General features: G+C 64.1%; 17 protein-coding genes. 10 read left to right on the top strand and 7 right to left on the bottom strand.

Annotated features, from left to right (window positions below; translation table 11 throughout):
• Positions 1-90: 90 nt before the first annotated feature.
• Together ASD66_RS19610 and ASD66_RS25650 are read right to left on the bottom strand one after the other, a co-directional pair.
• Positions 91-573: a hypothetical protein gene (locus ASD66_RS19610; protein ID WP_156388801.1), complete on the bottom strand. Its 483-nt coding sequence runs from the start codon at positions 571-573 to the stop codon at positions 91-93.
• A gap of 119 nt (positions 574-692) precedes the next feature.
• Positions 693-2,945 carry a sigma factor-like helix-turn-helix DNA-binding protein gene (locus ASD66_RS25650; RefSeq protein WP_162254296.1) on the bottom strand — a complete coding sequence of 751 codons (2,253 nt, stop codon included), beginning with the start codon at positions 2,943-2,945 and terminating at the stop codon, positions 693-695.
• 115 nt (positions 2,946-3,060) lie between these two features.
• Here ASD66_RS25650 and ASD66_RS19600 point away from each other — a divergent pair, with 115 nt between their 5' ends.
• From ASD66_RS19600 to ASD66_RS19585, 4 genes are read left to right on the top strand one after another with little or no spacing between them, the layout of a single operon-like run.
• The gene (locus ASD66_RS19600; protein ID WP_056891950.1) at positions 3,061-4,575 is read left to right on the top strand and encodes an ATP-binding protein; all 1,515 of its coding nucleotides are present in this window, start codon (positions 3,061-3,063) and stop codon (positions 4,573-4,575) included.
• Complete coding sequence (locus tag ASD66_RS19595) at positions 4,572-7,397, top strand: Z1 domain-containing protein (protein ID WP_082599620.1); 2,826 nt, start codon at positions 4,572-4,574, stop codon at positions 7,395-7,397. Before ASD66_RS19600 ends, ASD66_RS19595 begins: the two co-directional genes overlap by 4 nt.
• Positions 7,394-8,374, top strand: coding sequence for a PD-(D/E)XK motif protein (locus ASD66_RS19590; RefSeq protein ID WP_056891948.1), 981 nt, complete (start codon positions 7,394-7,396; stop codon positions 8,372-8,374). The genes ASD66_RS19595 and ASD66_RS19590 overlap by 4 nt, the downstream gene beginning before the upstream one ends.
• Positions 8,371-10,419 (top strand): AIPR family protein, encoded by a 2,049-nt coding sequence (locus ASD66_RS19585; protein WP_056891947.1) that lies wholly within the window; start codon positions 8,371-8,373, stop codon positions 10,417-10,419. The genes ASD66_RS19590 and ASD66_RS19585 overlap by 4 nt, the downstream gene beginning before the upstream one ends.
• A 49-nt stretch (positions 10,420-10,468) precedes the next feature.
• Here the strand turns inward: ASD66_RS19585 and ASD66_RS24255 are convergent, their stop codons facing one another.
• The 4 genes from ASD66_RS24255 to ASD66_RS19570 all read right to left on the bottom strand — a co-directional run bounded on the left by ASD66_RS24255 (position 10,469) and on the right by ASD66_RS19570 (position 14,790).
• Positions 10,469-10,879, bottom strand: a complete 411-nt coding sequence (locus ASD66_RS24255; RefSeq protein WP_321163513.1) for a very short patch repair endonuclease — start codon at positions 10,877-10,879, stop codon at positions 10,469-10,471.
• 16 nt (positions 10,880-10,895) lie between these two features.
• The gene (locus ASD66_RS19580) at positions 10,896-12,371 is read right to left on the bottom strand and encodes a DNA cytosine methyltransferase (RefSeq protein WP_056891946.1); all 1,476 of its coding nucleotides are present in this window, start codon (positions 12,369-12,371) and stop codon (positions 10,896-10,898) included.
• A gap of 269 nt (positions 12,372-12,640) precedes the next feature.
• Positions 12,641-13,174 carry a hypothetical protein gene (locus ASD66_RS19575; RefSeq protein WP_056891945.1) on the bottom strand — a complete coding sequence of 178 codons (534 nt, stop codon included), beginning with the start codon at positions 13,172-13,174 and terminating at the stop codon, positions 12,641-12,643.
• A gap of 50 nt (positions 13,175-13,224) precedes the next feature.
• Positions 13,225-14,790 carry an HNH endonuclease signature motif containing protein gene (locus tag ASD66_RS19570; protein ID WP_056891944.1) on the bottom strand — a complete coding sequence of 522 codons (1,566 nt, stop codon included), beginning with the start codon at positions 14,788-14,790 and terminating at the stop codon, positions 13,225-13,227.
• A gap of 299 nt (positions 14,791-15,089) precedes the next feature.
• Between ASD66_RS19570 and ASD66_RS19565 the strand changes: the two genes are divergently transcribed.
• From ASD66_RS19565 to ASD66_RS19545, 5 genes are all read left to right on the top strand, one after another.
• Positions 15,090-15,866: a DUF2182 domain-containing protein gene (locus tag ASD66_RS19565; protein WP_056891943.1), complete on the top strand. Its 777-nt coding sequence runs from the start codon at positions 15,090-15,092 to the stop codon at positions 15,864-15,866.
• Between the two features lie 19 nt (positions 15,867-15,885).
• On the top strand, positions 15,886-16,515 hold the full coding sequence (locus ASD66_RS19560; RefSeq protein WP_056681987.1) for a DUF1326 domain-containing protein: 630 nt from the start codon (positions 15,886-15,888) through the stop codon (positions 16,513-16,515).
• 228 nt (positions 16,516-16,743) lie between these two features.
• A complete protein-coding gene (locus tag ASD66_RS19555) occupies positions 16,744-17,538 on the top strand; it encodes an SDR family NAD(P)-dependent oxidoreductase (RefSeq protein WP_056891942.1) in 795 nt (264 codons plus the stop codon).
• Between the two features lie 57 nt (positions 17,539-17,595).
• Complete coding sequence (locus ASD66_RS19550; RefSeq protein ID WP_056681994.1) at positions 17,596-18,723, top strand: DUF5938 domain-containing protein; 1,128 nt, start codon at positions 17,596-17,598, stop codon at positions 18,721-18,723.
• Positions 18,723-20,252 (top strand): acyl-CoA synthetase, encoded by a 1,530-nt coding sequence (locus tag ASD66_RS19545; RefSeq protein ID WP_056891941.1) that lies wholly within the window; start codon positions 18,723-18,725, stop codon positions 20,250-20,252. Before ASD66_RS19550 ends, ASD66_RS19545 begins: the two co-directional genes overlap by 1 nt.
• Before the next feature lie 28 nt (positions 20,253-20,280).
• Here the strand turns inward: ASD66_RS19545 and ASD66_RS19540 are convergent, their stop codons facing one another.
• Positions 20,281-20,964 (bottom strand): DUF2848 domain-containing protein, encoded by a 684-nt coding sequence (locus tag ASD66_RS19540; protein ID WP_056891940.1) that lies wholly within the window; start codon positions 20,962-20,964, stop codon positions 20,281-20,283.
• Positions 20,965-21,064: 100 nt separating this feature from the next.
• Here ASD66_RS19540 and ASD66_RS19535 point away from each other — a divergent pair, with 100 nt between their 5' ends.
• Positions 21,065-22,423, top strand: a complete 1,359-nt coding sequence (locus ASD66_RS19535) for an MFS transporter (protein ID WP_056891939.1) — start codon at positions 21,065-21,067, stop codon at positions 22,421-22,423.

The raw sequence follows: 22,423 nt of genomic DNA, 5'->3' as shown, positions 1-22,423 counted from the left end.
GAACTCGTGCGGTTCAGTCGTTGCCGCGGTGCGGTCTGGTCCAGTTCACCCGATCAGGCATCGCCGAGGCATCTGAGCGCAGAGGCCCTGTCAGGATCGTGAACTGGCAGCCCAATCCGTCAGCGATCCACTCAATCGGTGCCGATGCCCTGTTTCAACCGAGACCGATGCGCTGTCCATCGACAAGATGAGCCTGTCGCCGTCTGTGGGTGCAACCAGTTGCGATATCGCCTCGCACAACAGATTGAACCTGTCCAGCGACGCATCGTCGTCCCCGAAATCAACCGACAGAGCCATGTCGCCTGCCTCGGAGGAGAAGCGAGCAGCTGCGTGTTCGTATACATTCATGTCGCCGAGGTTCACCAAAGGTCCGGCTGAGAACTGAACTGTGGCCACGGACTCGTGTCCAATCTTTCTATGAGCCAACTCCTCTCCGAGCGCATCCCGGAGATCCACAGCCAGCCTCCGCAAGAGCGCGTCGGTAATGAATGCGCGTACCTCAACCAGCGCGCTCGGGTGAGCGTCATCCAAGTTCAACTCAAGCACCGCGGCAAGTGCCTCTGCAGGGCTCACGGTCACTCCATTCTCTTGGTAGATGGGGAACCTGATGCAAATTCATGTCGGCGCTGCGTCATCCAATCGCTTCACGCAGAGATACCACCGGCTCAGGCAGACACGGTGTCCTCTTTGAGTCAACCTGAGATACGCAGGGCGGCTACCGCGGCGACCTCTGAATCGCCGCGCTCGTCCAAGGCAGCGACGACCTCAAACTCGCTGGACCATGACGCCCACGCGACGCCAGCCAAGCCCACGCACGCATTCAGTTCAAGCCCCGTCAGTCTGTGCAGCATTTGCTCACGTGACTCCCTTGCTGTGGGCTCGCTTGGGCGTCGCGCTTCAATCGTGAAGTACTCCCGATCAAGAACGAGGTGCACTCGCTCTCCTTGACTCACGCCGGCGTCCTCAACGAGAGCCTTGAGTGAACCCATCTGGGGGCCAATGTTGGAGCGCTCGCGCCAACTTAATTGAACGTCCTTGATGTCCGAGTGCAAAGTCAGAGAGGAGCCGGGCAGGACTCCCATGAATGTTGCAACCTCGTGAGCGACGCTTCGGCCACTACCACGCACGACATCTCGATCTACGACCAAGGACAGCAGGATCTGATCCTCGCTGATGCGGTACAACCCGGTCACACGTTCGGGCTGGTTCCTTGGCTCATACGGGTGCGATGAGGTTCGAAGTTCGACCTGTTGACCTCGCATCAGAAACGCCGGTGCCCGGCTGTATAGCCTCACGGAAGCCGCCGAGACTCCGTGTGAGTCAAAGAGCGTCTGAACCAAGTCCTCGAGCAGCATCGGGCCTTGTTCCAACCGAGCAACCATCAGATCCGCGATCGACGTGTACTCCTCCCCGCCCCAATTTGCGAGCGCAACAAAGTCTTTCGAGACACGCCGCAATCGCTGGTCGCTGAACAAACGCTGCCGGAAGCTACGCGGGGACAACTCCCCGACCACCGGACCGAGCTCATCTGGGTCCATGGGCATGCCTCGAACGGTGAGAACGGATATCGCTCTTTCGACCTGGCTCGTGGGCCACAGCACCAACCGTTCATCAATCCGCCGCAAACCAACGATTCGGTCGGTGGCAAATGCCGTCCATTTTTCGGCAACTCCACTCCCCCGAAGCATCTCGGCCAGTGCCGGTTCGTCAACCATTGCCTCTTCTTCGGCCCTGGGAACCTGCGGGATCTCGGGCAACTTGAAGCCGCGACGAATCAGCACGTCGTCCTTTGCCTCCAGCTCAGCCAACCACCGCACCAACTGCTGACCCCTGGTTGCCACTTGCAATTGGTCGCCTGGGCAGTAGGCACCACAGCGATCGCGGACCCGTTCCACTGCCCAGCGGACCGAACGCCACTCCGACGAGTCACGAAACTCCGTTTGGATGGCACTCAGCAGCTTGGACTCGAGCTGACGAACGCGCTCACGGGTCACCCCTAGGTGTCCCCCCAACTCATCCAAAGTAGCCGGCTTGTCAGCCAAGACTCGCCGGTCCAAAATTTCGAGATCCCTCGGGCCACGACTGACGGTCCATGCATCCAAGAAAGTCCGCGCGTCGGGCTGGAGGACGGCGGGAAGTGGCCGTTCGGCCAACTCGGCAAAGGTGGGCTTGACATCATCAGGCAGGGGGCGAGACATCAGGCATTCCAGAAGCCCGCCCCAGGTTCGATCGTCGGACATCTCTCGAGCCCACTCGATCATCGTCGATACGGCCTCATCATCGAGATCCCAGTCGACCTGTACTTCGTCCGGTCCCAGATCGTCGAGATCCCAACCTTTTCCCAACGCGGACGCAGGCACCATTCGGACGGGGGCATCGGCCTTGGACTCATCCACGTCGTCCGAGAGTCGCTGGAGCAACGCGACGATGGACACGAGTTTCGTTGCGCCGATCCCTCGCAGACTGTGAACCTCGGCTTCTGTCGATGCCAAAAGGTCTCCGACGGTGGAGTAGCCGACTCGTCCAAGAAGGTCACGCAAGGCGGTCTGCCCCATGAACACGGAGTTCAACAGAGTCGAATTCAACGCAAGATCCGCTTTGGGCCGAAGACTTGGAAAGCGGTCACCGAAGGTTGGCGCATAGATTTCAGACCTTGAGTCGCTTTGACCTGCGGCGGTGTGACCACTCAGCCGCTCAAGTAGCGCGACCATGTAATCAGCCTTCTTGGTGCCGACCATGGGCAGCCTCATCAGGTCGCTCCGGCTCAAGGTCAGAAGATCCCCCACGCTCGTGATCCTGTACCGCACGAACATACGCCGGAGCTGCTCGAAGTGACCCACAAATAGGTAGTCAAGGTCAGGGGAATCCAGTCGTTTCTCGGCGATCCCGTGGAGCGCCACGAATCGATCACCCAAGGTGCGCGACTCCTCGTCATACATGTGCATGGCTTGCATGCTAGGTGGCGCCACTGACAGCCCGCTGGGAATCTGGGTCGATTCATCCCTCCCGCCCTGGCTGTTTCAGTTAGGGTCGGACCATCGGGAAAGCAGGTGGACACCTATGTCGTCGAACGAGATCGACAGCCCACTAGTCGAAGACGGCGACGACCAGTGGGACATCGCGGAACCGCGAGCTGACGCACTCATAGAGTCGCTCCGCTCATTCGGGTACTCTCCCGAAACCGCGATCGCCGATCTACTCGACAACAGCATCTCGGCCGGAGCCCGCAGCGTCGACGTCACCTTCACATGGAACGGCTCCGACTCCTCCATCTCGGTTGCCGACGACGGCCGCGGGATGTCAGCACATGCGCTCTATTCCGCGATGCGGCTCGGCAGTACCAGCCCTTTGGCGGCCCGTGCAGAATCTGATCTCGGCCGGTTCGGGCTCGGCCTCAAGACGGCTTCGTTCTCACAGGCGCGAGAGCTCACAGTCCAGAGTCGCGCATCGGACGGCGAACTTGCGGTGCGTCGTTGGGATCTTGATTTCGTCGCTGCGAACAACAGGTGGCAGCTGCTGCGCACCGCTCCGGACCAGCTCGATGCCGGAGCGCTGCCGAAGTCCCGAGGCACAGTCGTCACTTGGACCAAGTGCGACCGGCTTGTGGGCGCAGCCGACGTTACTGATCACAAGGCACAGACTCGCTTCAACGAGACCGCTCGGCGCGTCGGCCATCACTTGGCCGCGACGTTCCACCGGTTCATGGTGGGCAGAGGGAAGATCACAATTCGCCTGAATGGCGTCCAACTCGAGCCGTGGGATCCGTTCCTGGAGGTGCATCCCGCCACGCAGAATCTAGGAAGCGAGGTCCTGCCCCTAGCCGGCCGTGTTGTCGTCGTCACTCCGTTCGTCCTTCCGCACCGCTCTAAACTGAACGCTTCTGAGCAGGACACCGGGGCGGGAGCCCGCGGTTGGAATCAACAGCAGGGCTTCTATCTCTACCGAGGGAATCGGCTGCTGGTCCAAGGGGATTGGCTGGGACTCGGGTTTGCTCGGGACGAGCACGCCAAACTCGCGAGAATTCGAATTGATTTCCCATCGGCGCTCGATCACGAGTGGCAGGTGGACGTGAAAAAGTCTTCGGCCCGCGCTCCGGGCTCTCTGGCGCCTGATCTGAAACGCATTGCATCCGCCGCGCGAAGACAAGCCGAGGAAGTCTATCGGCATCGGGGCAAAGTGATGGTCAGAAGGACTTCGCAGGAGTTCGTGCTGGCTTGGCACCAAGTAAAGACGCGCGACGGCGAGATCCGATACCAGATCAACCGCAAGCACCCAGCCATTCTCGGCTTGTTAGAGATGACCGAGAACGTGAAGGTCGTGGAGAGAGCGCTGCGCTTCATCGAGGAAACGATCCCGACCACACTGATTGGCGTCTCGATCGCGGACGCTCTGGATCAACAGCCGGCCCCGTTCTCCCACAGCCGACCTGAGCTCGGGTCCCTACTCGAGTTGATGTTGGAGGGCCTTCTCGGCGATGGGATGGACCGAGACGAAGCCGTCGGACGGATTGCTGCAGCTGAGCCGTTCATCAACTACCCCGAAGTGATCCAAGCGTTCAGAGAGAAGATCGCATGAGTGAGACCCTGCGCGAAGTCCGTGCCATGACCATCGTCAAATTGGACTCCGCGGCTCGCTCCCACACCCAACTGACAACGGAACTGATCAACGAGTGGGTGACAAAGATTGCGGAACTGCTCGGGGTGGGCGGTCCAGAGTTCGCCGACGATCTCGAGACCTTGGTCAGGGCACTCGAGGCAGACTACAACGTTCACATCGGCAGTTGGACCTCACTTGCGGATGATGGTGACCACGTGCCTTGGCTTGCGGAGGCCAGCGACGAGATCGAGTGGAAGTTCTGGGAACGCTACGAGCGATACCTGCGCGACGATCAGGGCTTCCCGGCCGCCAGCACACAGCGGTTGGGCGAGATCACTGAGGACACCCTCGGTCGTTTGGAGGCCCCCGAACGGCCGGGCGCCTGGGACCGTCGCGGACTTGTTTCCGGCCAGGTTCAGTCCGGAAAGACCGCGAACTACGCCGGTCTCATCGCGAAGGCTCTCGACAGCGGATACAAGCTGGTCGTTGTCTTGGCGGGTGTTCACAACAGTCTGCGAAGCCAGACCCAGGCGCGAATCGATGAGGCCATCCTGGGCTTCGACACACGTAACGCACTGAGGTTCGACCAGACGAACGGAAACCGGATTGGCGTCGGCAAACTTGCCGGCTCGTTCCTGCCGGTGAATTCGTTCACGTCGTCCAGCGAGAAGGGTGACTTCAATCTGAGCGTCGCCAAGAACATAGGTGTCGCAGTCGGTGGGAACGACCCGATCGTCCTCGTCGTGAAGAAGAACAAGTCGATCCTCACCAACCTGTACAAGTGGGCGACGGCGCTGAAGCAAGAGATTGACCCGGACACGGGAAAAGCCATCGTTCGCGGCGTCCCCGTGCTGGTGATCGATGACGAAGCTGATCACGCCTCCGTCGACACAAACGGTCCAAAGCGGGGGCAGGACCCCGATGAGGTCGACCCCAGCGCAATCAACCGCCTGATCCGACAGTTCTTGACGACATTCGAGAAGTCGGCGTACGTCGCCTACACGGCGACCCCGTTCGCCAACATCTTCATCTCGCCCGACAAGGAACACGACGAGGCCGGGAAGGACTTGTTCCCGGAGAGCTTCATCGTCAATCTCCCGACACCGTCCACCTACATCGGACCGGCAAGGGTGTTCGGCCTCGCGCAGAACGTCCAGAGCAACATCGATGAGGTCAGGGGCCTGCCGATTGTCCGCCCCGTCGCTGATTACACGGGATGGCTACCCGACAAGCACAAGTCCACGGCGACCATTGGTCCGGACCTACCTCCGAGTCTTCGCCAGGCCATGCTTTCGTTCCTGATCGCCAGCGCAGTGCGACGACTGCGCGGTCAAGTGAAGAAACACAACTCGATGCTGGTCCACGTCACTCACTTCACCTTGGTGCAACAACAAGTCGCTGCACAGATCATGGACGAATTGTCGGACATGCGCGATCGCATCACCTTCGGTGAAGGTGCCAACCCGGTGCTACGCACAGCCGCGGAAGAACTCTTCGCCAGCGACCACGCACGGACAACAAACAAAATCCTCGCCATGGAGGACGTCGCGCATCTGGCCGGGCCCGTTCCCGAGTTTGCTGCTGTCTGGGAGGAAATGAAGACCGTCGCGAACGAAGCCGTTGTGAACACCGTCAACGGGACATCAGAGGATGCGCTCGCCTACGTCGACAACCCGGACGGTCTGACCGTAATCGCGGTCGGTGGAAACAAGCTCTCCCGTGGTCTGACGCTCGAGGGCCTGTCGGTTAGTTACTACCTAAGAGCCAGCCGGATGTACGACACACTGATGCAGATGGGGCGGTGGTTCGGCTATCGCCCAAACTACGTCGACGTCTGCCGGCTCTACACCACGGACACCCTAGTCAAGTGGTACACCGACATCACCTCCGCCGCAGAGGAACTGCAAGCAGAGTTCGACGTAATGTCCGCGACTGGCCGCACACCTCGGGACTTCGGCCTACGAGTGCGCCAGCACCCAGACGGTCTCATCATCTCGTCACCGAGCAAACTTCGAAACGCGACCTCGGTGGCGATCAGTTACTCAGGGGCACTGGCGGAGACCATCACCTTCACATCCAAGGGATTGCAGCCCAATCTCGATGCCTTGGCAAACCTCATCACGTCGATTGGCCCAGAAAACGCCACGGAGACGAACACACACGATCTCTGGTCAGGGGTCCCTGCTACCGAAGTCCTCGCGTTCCTGAATGCGTACGAGCCGGATCCCGCCGCGATCAGGACTCAACCCAAGGTGCTTGCCGACTACATCGCGCGAGCTGTCGTTGAGGATGAACTGACCAGTTGGACGGTTGCAGTAGCCAACAAGCAAGATCCCAATGACTCCCAAGAGATCGCGTCTCGCTTGTATGGGCTGACCACTCGCGAAGCTTTGGAAAGCTCCACGGCCCGGTTTGCCATACGCCGATTGGTCAGCCCTAGGCACGAGTTGGTGACCCTTCAGACAGGCAGCCCGGAGTGGACGCGCCTCTTGGCCAAGACCTTGGAGATCTGGAAGGCCAAGAACAAGGGCAACACCCTCGCTAAACCGCCCACGACACCGAGCCCCATCGTGGCCCGTCATGCGCGAGACGCTAGGCATGGCCTGATCCTGATCTACCCACTTGATCCGGCCGGGCCGGCGACCGGCGAATTCAAGAACGAGGACGGCCTCCCCGCAATCGGGTACGCAGTCTCCTTCCCGCGAGCCATCAATGATGTTCCCATCGCCTACAAGGTCAACCAGGTCTTCTGGGATGAGCAGTACGGCTTCGACTTCGACGACGAAGGAGGCGACGAATGATCAACTACGAGAAGATCTGGTCGGAGATTAGCCGCGACCCGGCCCCTGCCCTCGCCGTGGTCAGACGAGTACTTCCTGAGTTGTCGCATGACCTCCATCTTGGAGAGGAACGACCGAAGAAGGTGCGCTTCCTGAGGATGCACCTCGTGGGGGCCATCGGCGATGTTCCCCACGGAACCCCATCCACCAAGGGGGTCGAAGTCAAGGTCATTCTCGAAACCAAGACAAAGGCGACCATCCAGGTCACCGAGACCGCACCACGTTCCGAACAGTTCGAAGAACTCGTCGAGAATCTCATCGATCTACTCACGACCGATCCGGGTGATGGAGCTGCGGCTCGAGTCTTGGAACGCCTCTTGGCCTGGCAGGCCTTCTTCGCTAGAAAGACTGCTCTGAGCACGGACGAGGCCGCCGGGCTGTTCGGCGAGCTTCTCGTCCTGACGGAATTGATGGCGCCGACGCTCGGTGCCCCGGCCGCGGTCCAGTACTGGACCGGACCTGACCGCAAGTTGCAGGACTTCCAGTTGCCGAACGTCGCAGTGGAGGTGAAGACGTGGCGCGGCGCAGCTGCTGGCGAGCTCAAGATCTCTTCAGAGCGACAACTGGACTCCACAGGTCTTGCCCATCTGATCATTGCGTGGGTGCACCTTGATGAGCGACTGGACGGTACCGGCGAAACCTTGGCGGATCGGGTGCAGGCAGCCCGCGACGCGGTTGCGGCCTCTGCCTCCGCCAGCGCGGAACTGGAGACCAAGTTGTTGAAGGCCCGCTGGCGCGACGACCTCGCAGAAGTGCGCACGGAGAGGTATTCAGTTCTCGTCCAGGAGCACTTCCGTGTGGAAGACGGCTTTCCCCGGTTGACCCCATCGTCCTTGTCGACCGGAATCGGCTCGGTCTCCTACCGCATCGACAGAGGCGCGATCGACCCATTCTTCATCGACCAAGAGTTGGTCGTTTCGTTGTTGGAGGCGAAGTGACCGACGAGCTCGAACAGTTCAACGAACAGCTGCAACAGGAAGTCGTCCTGTTCGCATCGGAGGAGGGGCAGGAGGAGAGCCTTCACTCACGCTTCACCAGGTACATGCTCGACATCCTCGCCGAGGCCGGCGAGGTCGACGACGCAGCCGTGGCGATGTACGAAGCACGCGGAGCCCGCGCATCCGCCTTCGAGGTCAGCGAAGACGAAGGCACCTTGCACGTCTTCCTTTCTGACTACCGGTCGACTGCCGGCGCACAGCCAATCGGCAAGACCGAGATTGATGCGCACGTCCGCCGACTGGGTGGGTTCGTCAGCAAGGCCGCCGATGGGCTCTGGAAAAGCTTGGAAGAGACCTCCTCAGGCTGGGACATGGCGCAGCGGATTGATGAGGTCTGGCAGCGGGTCGCCGAAGTCCGGATGACAGTTTTGACCAACGCCGAACTCAAGACGTCCGTTCCCCAGCAGTTCGAACTGGACGGCAGACCCGTGCACGTCGGCGTATGGGACCTGGACAGACTCTACAAGCTGGCATCCAGCAGCCGGGCACAAGAACCGATCCACATTGACCTCACTGATCTCTGGGAAGCTCCCCTTCCTTGCTTGGGTCCACACGGCGACCCCGGCTACTACGACGCGTACCTCCTCACCATCCCAGGTGAACTGCTTGCACGCATCTACGAAATCCACGGTCCGAGGTTGCTGGAACTCAACGTGCGTTCGTTCCTCCAGTCACGCGGCAAGGTCAACCGGGGAATCCAGGAAACCATCCGAGACGAACCTGCGCGCTTCCTCGCGTACAACAACGGGGTGTCGATGACGGCCTCGCGAGTCGAAGTCATTGACCACGCGATGACTGGTCGAGCAATCACACACATTCATGACCTCCAGATCGTCAACGGAGGCCAGACAACAGCGTCACTGCACTACGCAAAAGTCAAGAACAAGGCAGACCTGAGCAACCTGCACGTACAGGCCAAACTGTCTGTGGTGGAGCCGGCGCAGCTGGACGAACTGGTGCCACGCATCAGTCAGTACGCGAACAGCCAGAACCGCGTGAACATGGCTGACTTCAGTGCAAACGACCCGTTCCATGTCGAGTTGGAGAAGTTGTCACGAACTGTCTGGGCTCCTGCACCATCAGGTGGCACGCAGATGACGCGATGGTTCTACGAGAGAGCTCGCGGCCAGTACGCCGATGCTCATGCCAGCGAACGGACGCCTGCCCGTCAGCGAGACTTCAAGAAGGTTCACCCACTGAACCAGAAGTTCACCAAGACCGATGTGGCCAAGTTTGAGAACACGTGGGACCAGCTTCCCGCGACCGTTTCGATGGGTGCCGAGAAGAACTTCCGCGAATTCATGCTGAGGCTGGCCAAACGCGGCGCTTTCACCCCAGACGTTCCCTATTTCGAAAACTTGATCGCCAAGGCCATTCTGTTCCGTTCGGCCGAGAAGCTGGTCGGCGGGCTACAGCTCGGCGGGTACAGGGCTCAGACCGTCACGTACACCCTCGCGAAGTTGTTGCATACCACCGGCCAACGCATCGACCTCGGTGCAATCTATCGGGCACAGGGGTTGTCGGAGAGTTTGCAGAGCGCCGTGATGGACCTCGCTCCGGTCATCCACGCTGCTCTCGTGCGGACCGCCGGTGTTCGCAACGTGTCGGAATGGGCCAAGAAGCAAGACTGCTGGACGGCGATCCAGGCAATTGACTGGCGCCCAGGAGACGGCTTGGCCGATGACCTGATCAAGGGCGGACAGCGGACGAAAACAACCACGTCCTCAAGCGTCGGCGAGGTGCTCAGCAAGGAGGAAGAGGCAGCCATGGAGGCCGTCAAACAGGTGCCTGCGGACACGTGGTTCCAGATCAGCCAGTGGGCGAAGGAGACAGGCAACATGCAGGCGTGGCAGCGCGGTCTTGCGTTCAGCCTGGGGCGAATTGCGTCCAGCGACAAGGAACCGTCACGCAAGCAAGCCAATCAAGGACAGAAGATCTTCGAGGAGGCCACTCGTTTGGGTTTCGCCGCAAGTAACGGATCCTGATCATCAAGACCTTGCGACCAAGGCCGTAGGTGCCTGCGATTCTTGAAACTTAGGTTCTGAGTTCGTTGAGCACCCGAGTCACTGTGTCAGCGGCTGCAACGGCGCCCTCGTGCTCCCAGATGCGGAGAACGGCCCACCCTGCATCACCCAGGAGCTGATTGGTCTCCTGATCACGCTCATGGTTTCGCTGAAGTTTGCTGGCCCACCACTCGCCGTTGTTCTTGGCTGGCACAGAATGGATGGGACACCGATGCCAGTAGCAGCCGTCCACGAACACGGCAAGCCTGACGCGGGTGAAGGCGATGTCGATCGTGCGGCGCGGCACGCCCGGAACGGGATGGCCGACACGGTAGCGAAGACCGCGTCGGTGGAGTTCGCGTCGGAGCTCCATCTCTGGCTTGGTGTCTGCCCTGCGTTGAGTCCGCATCCTTGCGCGGACAGTTTCATCAATTGGCTCCACTCACGACCACCGCTTGTTACGAAGAAGTGCCAAGAATCTCTGAGACCACTTCCGCCAACTGATGCGCCAAGTATGGCGGGACTGCGTTCCCAACCTGGTGATACTGCTGTGTCCGATTCCCCATGAAGAAGTAGTTGTCGGGGAAGGTCTGCAACCTGGCAGCCTCCCTGACAGAGAGGCTACGCATCTGCTTCGGGTCATAGTGAATGTAGTAGTGCCCATCCTTGGCGATGTGCGAAGTGACGGTTGAACTCGGATTGTGCTTCAACTGGACCCTGAAGCGGTCAGCGAAGGGAGCGTCGACCCTCTGCGCGTTCGCGTGCTGCGGCTGGAGTCGTTTCGGAAGCTCTTGAACTCTAGGCCGCTCGCCCAGTCGTCCCTTCTCCGCCAAAAACACGTATCTAGACAAGTCTTTCAACATGTGCCGCCTGCTCGTGTGCTGCAGGACGCCCGGTCCCGCGTCCGCCCGTAGCCAGTCTGCGAGGTCACCTGTGATCTGTCGTCGATAGCCGCTGAGGTAGGCAGCCCCCAAGTCCAATTCTTTAGGCAGCTTCTTGAGTTCAGAATCCTCGAGGTTCAGTTCTTGGCGTCCCTCCAAGTAAGCGGTCAACCATGCTTCCCAAGCGTCACCGCCGCTTCGCGTGCTGACTCCAGATCTGATCGGCGGCAGGTCTCGGATTGCATCCCAAACCGAGACCTTCGGCCTGACCTTCAAGATGGAGGGTTGCCCAGGGTCCAAATCACTTCGTACGCCCAGCAGGATGACCCGATGCCGAGCTTGCGGTACGCCGTACCGCTCGGCTCGAATGATGTAGTCAGCCGGGTCCAGCTCATCCGGATCCCCTTCCACCACGAAGGAACGCACTTGGTACGTGAGACCGGGTTCGGGCTCAGTCAGGTCCCGCCAGATCGACTGAAAGATCCCCCCGCCGTCGTGCTGCGATGACAGGATCCCCTTGACGTTCTCCATGACGAAAACCGGCGGACGGAACTCCCTGATGATGTTCAGGTACTCCCGGTACAAGGTGTGCTTGTGATCGTCCTTGAATGCCACGTCGTGCTTGCGCCGGGAGCGACCGGCCAAGGAGTACGCCTGACACGGAGGGCCTCCGACGAGCACCCATGGCGCCTTCGACTCCAACGTTTCTGCGAGGGCAGCGCGGATGATGTCGTTTGATGCGGCGCGCGTCTTCTCTGCCAACTCGTGTTGGTGAACCTCTGACAGCGCATGTTTCCAATGTGAAGCAAACTCAGGTGCCGACACGAGCTCAAAAAGCGGAAGCCGACCAGCTACGAAGTCGAAGTAGACGTCCGGAATCTTTCCTTCGTGCCGCCGAGCCTGACGCACCGCCGCACGAAGGCGGAGGGTCTCACAGGCAACCGGATCCATCTCGATCGAAGCCACAGTCCCGAAGACCTCGCGATCACCAAACGACGAGAAGCCTTCGTTCAAACCGCCGGGACCCGCGAATACATCTACAACCGGGATCATTCCCTGTCCTCGTCCTTCGTTTGCGCCATGAGCCCAGGCTACCAGGAGGAACCGACAACCGACTCCTGAATCCGCGGTTCGACGGATGCACCCACCGGTCAGGAATGCCAAGACCCACGTCGTGTACTGGAGATCCAAGCCCCCGGAATCGGGAACGCGATGCTGACTCTGATCGACTGCTTCGCGACGGAGGCTGGACCGTCATCCCCATCTCGGAGCATGAGGATCCCCAATGAGGTATCACGCCGGGTCATCGAGGTGACTAGCCGCTAGTCGTCGAGCACGGCGGCGACCGCGGGCCGCACGCCGGCCGGCACGTTGGAGCGCGGGCGGTAGCTCGACAACGGCGTAATGCCGTGCTCCTGGATCACGTGCGAGATGTTGGCCAGCATCCTCTCCAGCTGATCACTAGTGCGGCCCGTCTTCGCCTCGATGTCGGCAAGCACCTGACGCTGACGGATCGGCTGACCCGAGTGCTCGGCGTGGAGCATCGCGACGTACCCCTCGACGACGGCGAGGATCTCATCCTCGCTCCACGTGCGACGTGCGGGAGCCGGAGCCGCCGTACCGGCGGGCAGCGTCCAGTCGCCCGACTCCTCGACCAAGAGCCGACCGTCGGCGACCATCTCCGCAGCCATCGAGCGCAGGTCGAGCTGCCAGGTGAACAGCAGGTCGCCGGCCGAGCGCAGGTCCTGCTCGTGGCGAGCCCAGACCAGCTTGGCCACCGCCAGCGGAGACGCGCGGCGACCGGAGACACCGAGAGCCTCGAGGATCCAGGAGCCCAGAAGCGAGTCAGAAGTCACCGGCCCAGCCTGCCATGACCTGAGCGCCGCCCAACTCAGAAGCCTGCAACTCAGAAGCCGGGCTCCGTCGAGCACTCGGATGCGTGCGGGTCGGGGACTCCGGCCCAGTCGCGGGGGTCGAGGTCGGTGGGGTCGTAGTCGGGATCGAGCCAGGGCCAACCACTGTTCTGGCTGGTCACCGCGATCCGTTCGTCGATCTGGTTCATGATCTGGTCTCGCCACCGTTGCATCGGCGGATCGCCGGGGTCGTCGGGTGGCCCCGGGTCGTCCGGGGGCCGCGTGTGCAGGCATCCGTCGAAGTCACCGGCGACGTCACCGGGCCGAGTCACCTCACTCGTGCCCGTGGAGTCGCGCAGGTAGCGGTGCCCATGCGGCGAGGTCCACAACCACGTGCCGGCCTCAACAGCGTGATAGCCCCACCCGGTATGAGTCTTGAGGCGATGGTGACGCCGACACAACGGCGCCAGATTGCAGGAACAGGTGCGCCCACCCGCCCCGTGCGGGACCACGTGGTCGCAGTCGCACGCCCGTGCCGGGCGGGTGCAGAACGGAAACACACAGCACCCGTTGACTCCCGCGACCTGCGCCTTGAGCCGCTCGGGCACCTCGTAGGAACCCACCATCTCGTGATCAGCCAGGTCAACGACCGGGCGCACCGTCACCCGGGTGTCGCCGCGTCCGGCCCACTCGGCCACCATCGCCGCCGCCACCGGCTGATCACCCCGCTCGAACCGACCCACCGGACCGATCCCGTGCACCGCATCAGCGGAGAGGTGCATCACGATGGTCATCTGCTTGCGCCGCGGCCTCGGTGCCTCCTCGCCCTCCAACAGGGCCAACGCCCGGGCCGGGTCGGCCAGGATGCCGACCGCCAACGCCCGGCGTACGTCCAGCGGCTCCTCACAACCCCCGTCGCCCAGGGCTTGGGCGAGGGCGGTGACGGTGTCATTGAAGTCGTAGGCGTCCTTGAGGTCCGCCGAGATCAAGATCGTCGCGACCCCACCGGCCGAGACACCCTCCAGGAGCCGCACCTGACGCTGGTCGAGGGCCGCGGCCCGCTGCTTCTCCCGCTCGAGCGGGTAGAGCTTCAACAACGCCTCGTCGAGCAGCCTCTCCAGCTTGATGAACCCGACCTTGTGCACGATCGGGTACACGTGCTCGTCAACGAACACAGCCACGTCGTCGGGCTGACCGATCGTGGTCGCCGCGACCCGACGGGCCCGCCACGCGGTCACCTCCCCGGCCAGCAGCCGCGACCAGGTGCGCTCGCAGCGGTGCCGCAGCTCCAGCGCCTCATGGATCATCCGCTCACCCGCCGCGGTCGACAACCCGAGGGCCGCAGCGAACTCCGCGACCGCGGCCCAGTGCACCAGGGGCAGGCACTCGGCCGCCTCGTCACCGAACGCCGCCTCCGCCAGGACGTCGGTGGGGTGCGTGTCGGCCCACTGCACCGCACGCAGCAGCAGCACCCGCTCCGCCTCATCGGCCAGCCCTCGCGCCCGCACCGCATCGGCCAGCACCGCACCCGCACCCCCATCGCCGGGCAACGCCTGCGAGAGCGCGCCCAACCCGTGACCGGCGGTGGCCGGGAACGGGGTGTCGAAGGTGGTGGTCATGGCAGCAATTCTTCCCGAGATCGNAACTATTTCCGCAGGTCAGACCCACAATTGCCGTCCCACAGGCTTCTGTGGAGAACCCACTCCGAACACCCCCTCACGTCACACCAGACCCAGGTTCTCCACACTCGATCCACAGCCTCCGACGCGCATGCCGACCCGTCAAATGCCCCGGCCGGGCTATGGAGTCCGGAACCGTGGCGGCGTAGGTTGCGAAGGGAGCCTTGCGCCGACAACCGCACGTCCGACCGCACGTCCAATCGCCCTCTCGGGGAGCCCTCAGCAGGGACTGCCGAGAGATGAGCCACCTCAGATCGAGCACCCCTCGCATCAGCGGCGAGATCCTGACGCTGACCTTGGTCGCCTGCGCCGCGGCCGCATGGTGGCTGACGTCGATGCTCTCGGCCGACATGACCAGCGACATGAGCAGCGACATGAGCGGCGAGATGGGCGACACCAAGACCGTCATGGCCCTCGGCCCGTTCCTGGTCGCGTGGACGTTGATGATGGCGGCCATGATGCTGCCGGCGGTCACCCCGGTGGTTCGGCTCTACCAGCGGGCAGCCGCCGCGGGAAAGGTCGCGCCGACGGGATGGTTCGTCACTGCCTACCTCATCGTGTGGGCACTCACGGGGCTGCCGGCGTACCTGCTGTGGCGGGAACTGGCGATGCCTCTCCAGGACGGCGAGGGGTGGGCGCTCCGGCTGGCCGGCGCCACCTTGGTGTTCGCCGGCGCCTACCAGCTCACTCCGTTGAAGCGGGCCTGCCTGCGGCACTGTCGCTCCCCGATGTCCTACTTCATGCGACTTCGCGGATCGCTCGAGCGACCCGTCGGGGCATTCCGCGCCGGATTGCTGCACGCGGGCTACTGCTGCGGGTGCTGTGTCGCCCTGATGCTCGTGCTCGTCGCGACGGCTGCCATGAACCCGTGGTGGGCCGTGTTGATCGCCGTCGGCGTCTTCGTCGAACGCAACCTTCGATGGGGAGCCACGTTCGCCACCTGGCTCGGGGTGGCCCTACTGGGCCTGGGAACAGTCGTCGTGCTGAGCCCGACCCTGCTGTCCGATCTGATCTGAAGAAGAAGGAAGGCACACCATGACAACCACCGAAGCAGGGCCCACGACGCGCTGGAACCTGTCTGGCGTCGGCTACGAATACTGCAACTGCAACCCCGGCTGCACCTGCAACTTCAGCGGCTTCCCGTCGTCCTCCGACGGCAGCTGCAAGGCGCTCGTCGCCAACGTCATCCGCGAGGGCCGGTGTGGGGACGTCGACCTCGCCGGGGTCTCCGCGGTCGCGATCATCGACTGGCCGCACGCCATCCACGACGGCAACGGACGCGCGGTCTTCGTGGTGGCGCCCGAGACCACCGACGACCAGATCGGGGCCCTGAGCCAGATCTACACCGGTGCACTCGGCGGTATGCCGTGGGAGATCCTCGGGACGACGTACGACGTGGTCGGGCTGGTCAAGTCTCAGATCAACATCACCGAGGCCGGCATCGACTCCGCCGTGGAGATCGAGGGGGTCGGTCGCGCCGAGGGACGGTCGATGCGGAACCCGGTGACCGACGAGCCGCACGAGGCCCACATCACCCTGCCCGACGGCTTCATCTGGACCGACGGCAACTGCGGAGTCGGCTCTTTCAACGCCTCTGCCGAGGGCGTCTCCCTCGACTTCTCCGACACCAACTGGATCCACTACGACTTCAGCTGGAGCAACTGACGCACCGGTCACCAGCTCGCCCATCACGCCACGGTCACTGTGATGGGCGACCTTCCCGTGCGCGCCCACATCCAGGCCGACGGGCGAGCGCTTCTGGCTGGACCGGGGGCCGGACGACGACCAAATGGGGGAAATCCTGACCTCTCTTCGCGAAACTCTTGACAGTTGTCAAGAGAATGAGGAGCGTGTGACCTGAGCCACACCACCCCTCTCGCGAAGGAGCAACAGATGAGCGTGTTCGACCTGACCGGGCGCACAGCCCTGGTGACCGGAGGTGCCCAGGGACTCGGCGAGGGCATGGCGCAGGCGCTCGCGGCAGCGGGGGCGAAGGTGATGATCGGCGACCTCCAGGAGGAGTCCGGCCAAGCGGTGGCCAAGGCACTCGGCGACGGGCACGGCTTCGTCCGGCTCGACGTGACCGACGAAGCGAGCTGGGAGGCGGCGGTCGCCGAGACCGTCTCGACGCTCGGCGGGCTCGACATCCTGGTCAACAACGCGGGCATCGAGATCACCAGCCTGATCACCGAGCTCGACCCCGACGCCGTACGCCGCATGCTCGAGGTCAACGTGCTCGGCACCGCCCTCGGCCTCAAGCACGGGCTGCGCACCATGCGCCCCGGCGGCGCGGCCGGCAACGGCGGCAGCATCATCAACGTCTCGTCCGTCGCGGCGACCATCGCCTTCCCGGGCATCTCGGTCTACTCCGCGACGAAGTCCGCGGTCGACCGGCTCACCCGGGTGGCCGCCATGGAGGCCGGCAAGCTCGGCGCCGGCGTACGCGTCAACTGCATCTACCCCGGCCTCGTGCCCACCGCGATGGGCGCCGGACTGGCCAACGACGTCGCAGCGCTGGGCCTCTTCGGCTCGCCGGAGGAGGCAGTGGGCGCGGTCATCGAACTCACCCCCGCAGGACGCCTCGGCGAGGTCGGCGACATGGCCGACGCCGTCGTCTTCCTCGCCTCCGACGCTGCCCGCTTCGTCACCGGGGCCGGCCTGCCGGTCGACGGCGGCATGGGCATGTGACAGCGCCTTCCCACCCAGCTCCCTCCCTCTCCGAAGCACCTCCCGAAAGGCATCCCCATGAGTGACAAGCCCGTCATCGTCTACGGCGCATCCGGCTACACCGGCCGACTCGTCTGCGAGTACCTCCGCGAGTACAACGTCCCCTTCGTCGCCGCCGGCCGCAGCCAGGACAAGCTCGAGTCGTCGATGGGCAGCAACGTCGCCGGCATCGAGACCGCCGACTACGAGGTCCAGACCGTCGACCACGACGTCGAGTCGCTGACCAAGCTCTTCCAGGGCGCGCAGGTCGTGCTCAACACGGTCGGTCCGTTCAGCGTCCACGGCCCCGAGGTGGTCGAGGCCAGCCTGGCCGCCGGCGTCCACTACACCGACACCACAGGCGAGCAGGACTGGCTGATCACCTGCGAGGAGCAGTACGGCGCCGACTTCGCCGCGGCCGGTCTCCTGCTCTCCCCCGGCCTCGCCCAGATGTACACCACCGGCGAGATCGCCGCCCAGCTCTGCCTCGAGACCCCCGGGCTCGACACCCTCGACATCGCGGTCTTCTGGGGTGGCAGCCCGACGATCGCCTCGACCCGCACGATCCTGGTCAACGCCGCCACGTCCGCGGCGCACTACCTCGAGCAGAACCAGTACGTCGCCTTCGATCCCGGCCAGGGCCTCGTGCCGCTCGTCGTACCGGGCCAGCACGAGCTGGCCCTCTCCCTGCCCTGGGGCGGTACGTCGCACCCGGTGTGGTTCAAGCGCGATCCGCGGGTGGCCAACGTGAAGGCGCAGGGCGGCGTCTTCAACGCGGCGCTGATGAACGGCGTACCCCAGATCGTCGCGGCCGCCCTCGAGGCCACCAAGGACATGAACGACGCCGACCGCGACGCCGCGCTGACCGCGACCGCCGCCCAGGTGATGAACGAGATGCCGCCGCGCGAGAACCCGCGGGTCAACAAGTCCCTCGACTCCGTGCACGCCTCCGGGCCGTTGGGTCGCGCGCACTGCGTGATCCACGGCAACAGCAACTACAAGCAGACCGGGCTGCTGCAGGCGTACGCCGCGTACTCGCTGCTGCAGACCCCGCCCAAGCAGGTCGGGTTCGCCTCGGGCTGCCAGGCGTTCGGCCACCGCGAGCTGCTCGGCGTCCTCCGCTCCTTCGGCCTGGTCGCGGAGCCGCAGCTGACGGTCCTGCGCTGATGCGACTGGTCGACTACCTCGACAAGGGCGCGTCGCTCGGGCCGGAACGTCCGTGCCTGACCACCGACGGCGAGTCCTTGTCGTACGCCGAGGTGCAGGAGTTGTCCGACCGGGTGGCCTCGGCGTTGTCCGCGTACGGCGTCGAGCCCGGCGACAAGGTGGCGATCCTGTCGGCCAACGACCCGATCGCGTTCACCTGCGTGTTCGGGATCAGCCGGGCCGGCGCGGTGTGGTGCCCGATCAACCCACGCAACGAGGCCGCGGAGAACCGGGAGCTGCTCGAGCTCTTCGACTGCGTCGCCTCGGTTTTCCAGGAGTCTTTCGCGCCACTCGTCGAGGCGATCCGGCACGACCTGCCACAGCTGAAGACCCTGGTCTGCCTCGACGGCGAGGTCCCGGGAGCCCTGTCCTGGCAGGCGTTCCTGGATGCCGCCACGAGCGAACCCACCAGACCCGCCGGTGCCGACGACCTCGCGATGATCGTCGGCACCGGCGGCACCACCGGCCGGCCCAAGGGCGTGATGCTGACCGACCACAACCTCGAGACGATGACGGCACTCACGCTGATGGGCTACCCGTTCACCGGCCGACCGGTCTACCTCGCGCTGGCCCCGTTGACGCATGCCGCCGGTGTGCTCACCTTTCCGGTGCTGGCCAGTGGCGGCGAGGTGGTGATCATGCGCGCCCCCGACGTCGGCGGCTTCCTGTCCCTGGTCGAGCGGCACAACGTGACGCACACCTTCCTGCCGCCGACGCTGATCTACATGGTGCTCGCCCACCCTGACCTCGACACGACGGACCTCTCGTCACTCGAGTGCTTCTGGTACGGCGCGGCGCCGATGTCCGCGACTCGACTCGAGGAGGCGCTGACCCGCATCGGACCGGTGATGGCGCAGTTGTTCGGACAGACCGAGGCGCCGATGATGATCGCGATGATGCCGCCGGCCGACCACTTCAGACCCGACGGATCGGTGGCGACCGAGCGACTCTCCGCCGCGGGACGCCCGGCCCCGCTGGTCACCGTGGCGATCCTCGACGACTCCGGCCGCCAGCTCCGGCAGGGCGAGTCCGGCGAGATCTGCGTGCGCGGCTCGCTGGTGATGGCCGGCTACTACAAGAACCCGGACGCGACGGCCGAGGCGTCGGCGCACGGCTGGCACCACACCGGCGACATCGGCTTCGTCGACGACGAGGGCTTCCTGCACATCGTCGACCGCGCGAAGGACATGATCATCACCGGCGGGTTCAACGTCTACTCCACCGAGGTCGAGCAGGCCGTCCTCGCACACCCCGACGTACAGGACTGCGGCGTGATCGGCCTGCCCGACGAGAAGTGGGGCGAGCGGGTGGTCGCGGTCGTGCAGCCCCAGCCCGGACACACGGTCGACCCGGCGGAGCTGACCGCGTTCGTGAAGGCGCGGATCGGCAGCGTGAAGGCGCCCAAGCAGGTCGAGGTCTGGCCCGACCTGCCCCGGTCGAAGGTCGGCAAGGTGCTGAAGACCGAGATCAAGTCGACCCTCTCCCCCTGACCCGAACCGCCGGCCGAACCGGCTCGGCTCAGCCGATCGGCTGGGCCATCGCACGGACGTCGTACGCCTGTGAGATCGCGCGACCGGTGACCGCGTCGGAGAGCTCGACCTCCCAGCGCTCGGCGAACTGGTCGACGCCCTCGATCATCTGCACGGTGCCGGAGAGCAGCACGGTGCCGGGGCGGTGCAGGCCGCGGTCGCGGAGCACCTCGAGCCAGTAGTCCGGCGTGAGCAGGTCGCCGAGCGTTCCGTCCTGGATCAGGCGTCGGTCGTCACCCTCACCGACCCAGCCACGCAGACGCACGTCGTCGAGGTGGTCGGCCACGTCGGCAAGGCGCCACGCCTGGTTGCCGAGGACGTCCGGGCCGGCGTTCTTGCTCCACGCGACGCCGTGCACCTCGAGATCACGGTCGGTGTGGTCGCAGGCGACGGTGAGCAGCACGTCGTCGTCGGTGATCACCAGCGCCCACTCGGCTTCACCGGAGGTCCTGGCGTGCTGGACGTCGACCTCGCTCGCCTGCCGGGCGAGGTACGGGGAGACCGGGTAGAGCGTCGGCGTCGTCGACGGAGCCGGCACACCGAGCTCGGCGAGCTCGTCGATGTGGGCCTGCACCTTGCCCTGGTCCCGCCCGGCGTACCCGGCATTGAGCAGCTGGCTGATCGTCACCTGGACGGGAGCGCGGTCGGCGACCTCAAAGGTCAGAGTGGTCATGGGGGCCTCCGGTGAGTTGGAAAAAGTTGGACTCAAGGGGTTGCGTATATGAAATGTATACAGGAAGTATGTGAGGCAGACAACACAGGAGGCTCTTCCCATGAACGACTCACCGACGACATTCCGCGCCGGAGACCTCGAGGTCGACCGGCGCTCCCTGGCCAAGGCGTACGCCGCCAGCCTGGCGGGGACGTCCCTGGAGTGGTACGACTTCGCGGTCTACTCGGCCGCCGCCGCGCTGGTCTTCCCCCAGCTCTTCTTCCCGAACAACGACCCCCTGACCGGCGCCCTGCTGTCGTTCTCGACGTACGCCGTCGGCTACGTCTCGCGACCGATCGGCGGCATCGTCTTCGGCCGGCTCGGCGACAAGATCGGCCGCAAGAAGGTCCTGGTCATCACGCTGGTGCTGATCGGTGTCGCCACGTTCCTGATCGGCCTGCTGCCGACGTACACCAGCATCGGCGTGGCCGCGCCGACAATCCTCGTGCTGCTGCGCTTCGCCCAGGGCGTCGGCGTCGGCGGCGAGTGGGGCGGAGCTGTCCTCCTGTCCAGCGAGTTCGGCACCCCCGAGAAGCGGGGGCTCTGGGCCTCGGCGGCGCAGATCGGTCCCCCGGCCGGCAACCTGATGGCCAACGGCATGCTCTTCCTGCTCACCGCGATGCTCACCGAGGACCAGTTCCTGTCCTGGGGTTGGCGGGTGGCCTTCCTGATGTCGGCGGCGCTGGTCGCCTTCGGCCTGTGGATCCGCCTGAAGCTCGAGGACACCCCCATCTTCAAGGCGCTCTCCGAGAAGGAGGACCGCCCGACCGCACCCGTGAAGGAGGTCTTCACGACCGAGCTGCGGCCGCTGATCTCCGCGATCATGTCGCGCCTGGCGCCCGACATCCTCTACGCCCTGATGACGGTCTTCACGATCACCTACGGCACCACCCAGCTCGACCTCTCCAAGGGGCAGGTGCTCACCGCGGTCCTGGTCGCCTCGGGCTTCCAGCTCTTCCTGATCCCCTTCGCCGGCGCGCTCTCCGACCGCTACAACCGGCGCCTGGTCTACGGCATCGCCGCCGCCCTCGCCTCACTGTGGCCGGTGCTGTTCTTCCTCTTCACCCAGAACGGCTCCCCCGCCGCCCTGATCGCCTGCGTGGTGGTCGGACTGGGCATCCACTCGTTCATGTACGGCCCGCAGGCCGCGTTCGTGATCGAGCAGTTCTCGCCGCGCCTTCGCTACACGGGTTCGTCGCTGGCCTACACGATCGCCGGTGTCTTCGGCGGCGCACTCGCGCCGTTGGCGTTCACCTGGCTGCTCGACGTCTCCGGTGGCTGGCAGGCCCCCGCGGCGTACGTCGCCGTGGCCGGTGTCCTTACGATCATCGGCCTGCTCCTGGGCCGCAACCCCGACTTCGCCGAGGACGAGGCACTGCTCGCCGGGCCGACCCCGGCCCCTGCGCCAGCGCCGGCGTGA

It is taken from the genome of Nocardioides sp. Root151, from assembly GCF_001427925.1.
GTDB lineage: Bacteria > Actinomycetota > Actinomycetes > Propionibacteriales > Nocardioidaceae > Nocardioides.
The sequence above is the reverse complement of the archived record's forward strand: the minus strand, read 5'-3'. Positions and strand labels throughout refer to the sequence as shown.

Coding starts and splice junctions, on each gene's coding strand:
- ASD66_RS19540 (WP_056891940.1), bottom strand. CDS start 20,964: ATGACCACTCTGACCTTTGAGGTCGCCGACCGCGCTCCCGTCCAGGTG.
- ASD66_RS19580 (WP_056891946.1), bottom strand. CDS start 12,371: ATGATCCCGGTTGTAGATGTATTCGCGGGTCCCGGCGGTTTGAACGAA.
- ASD66_RS25650 (WP_162254296.1), bottom strand. CDS start 2,945: ATGCACATGTATGACGAGGAGTCGCGCACCTTGGGTGATCGATTCGTG.
- ASD66_RS19550 (WP_056681994.1), top strand. CDS start 17,596: ATGAGTGACAAGCCCGTCATCGTCTACGGCGCATCCGGCTACACCGGC.
- ASD66_RS19545 (WP_056891941.1), top strand. CDS start 18,723: ATGCGACTGGTCGACTACCTCGACAAGGGCGCGTCGCTCGGGCCGGAA.
- ASD66_RS19600 (WP_056891950.1), top strand. CDS start 3,061: ATGTCGTCGAACGAGATCGACAGCCCACTAGTCGAAGACGGCGACGAC.
- ASD66_RS19535 (WP_056891939.1), top strand. CDS start 21,065: ATGAACGACTCACCGACGACATTCCGCGCCGGAGACCTCGAGGTCGAC.
- ASD66_RS19560 (WP_056681987.1), top strand. CDS start 15,886: ATGACAACCACCGAAGCAGGGCCCACGACGCGCTGGAACCTGTCTGGC.
- ASD66_RS19595 (WP_082599620.1), top strand. CDS start 4,572: ATGAGTGAGACCCTGCGCGAAGTCCGTGCCATGACCATCGTCAAATTG.
- ASD66_RS19590 (WP_056891948.1), top strand. CDS start 7,394: ATGATCAACTACGAGAAGATCTGGTCGGAGATTAGCCGCGACCCGGCC.
- ASD66_RS19565 (WP_056891943.1), top strand. CDS start 15,090: ATGAGCCACCTCAGATCGAGCACCCCTCGCATCAGCGGCGAGATCCTG.
- ASD66_RS19570 (WP_056891944.1), bottom strand. CDS start 14,790: ATGACCACCACCTTCGACACCCCGTTCCCGGCCACCGCCGGTCACGGG.
- ASD66_RS19555 (WP_056891942.1), top strand. CDS start 16,744: ATGAGCGTGTTCGACCTGACCGGGCGCACAGCCCTGGTGACCGGAGGT.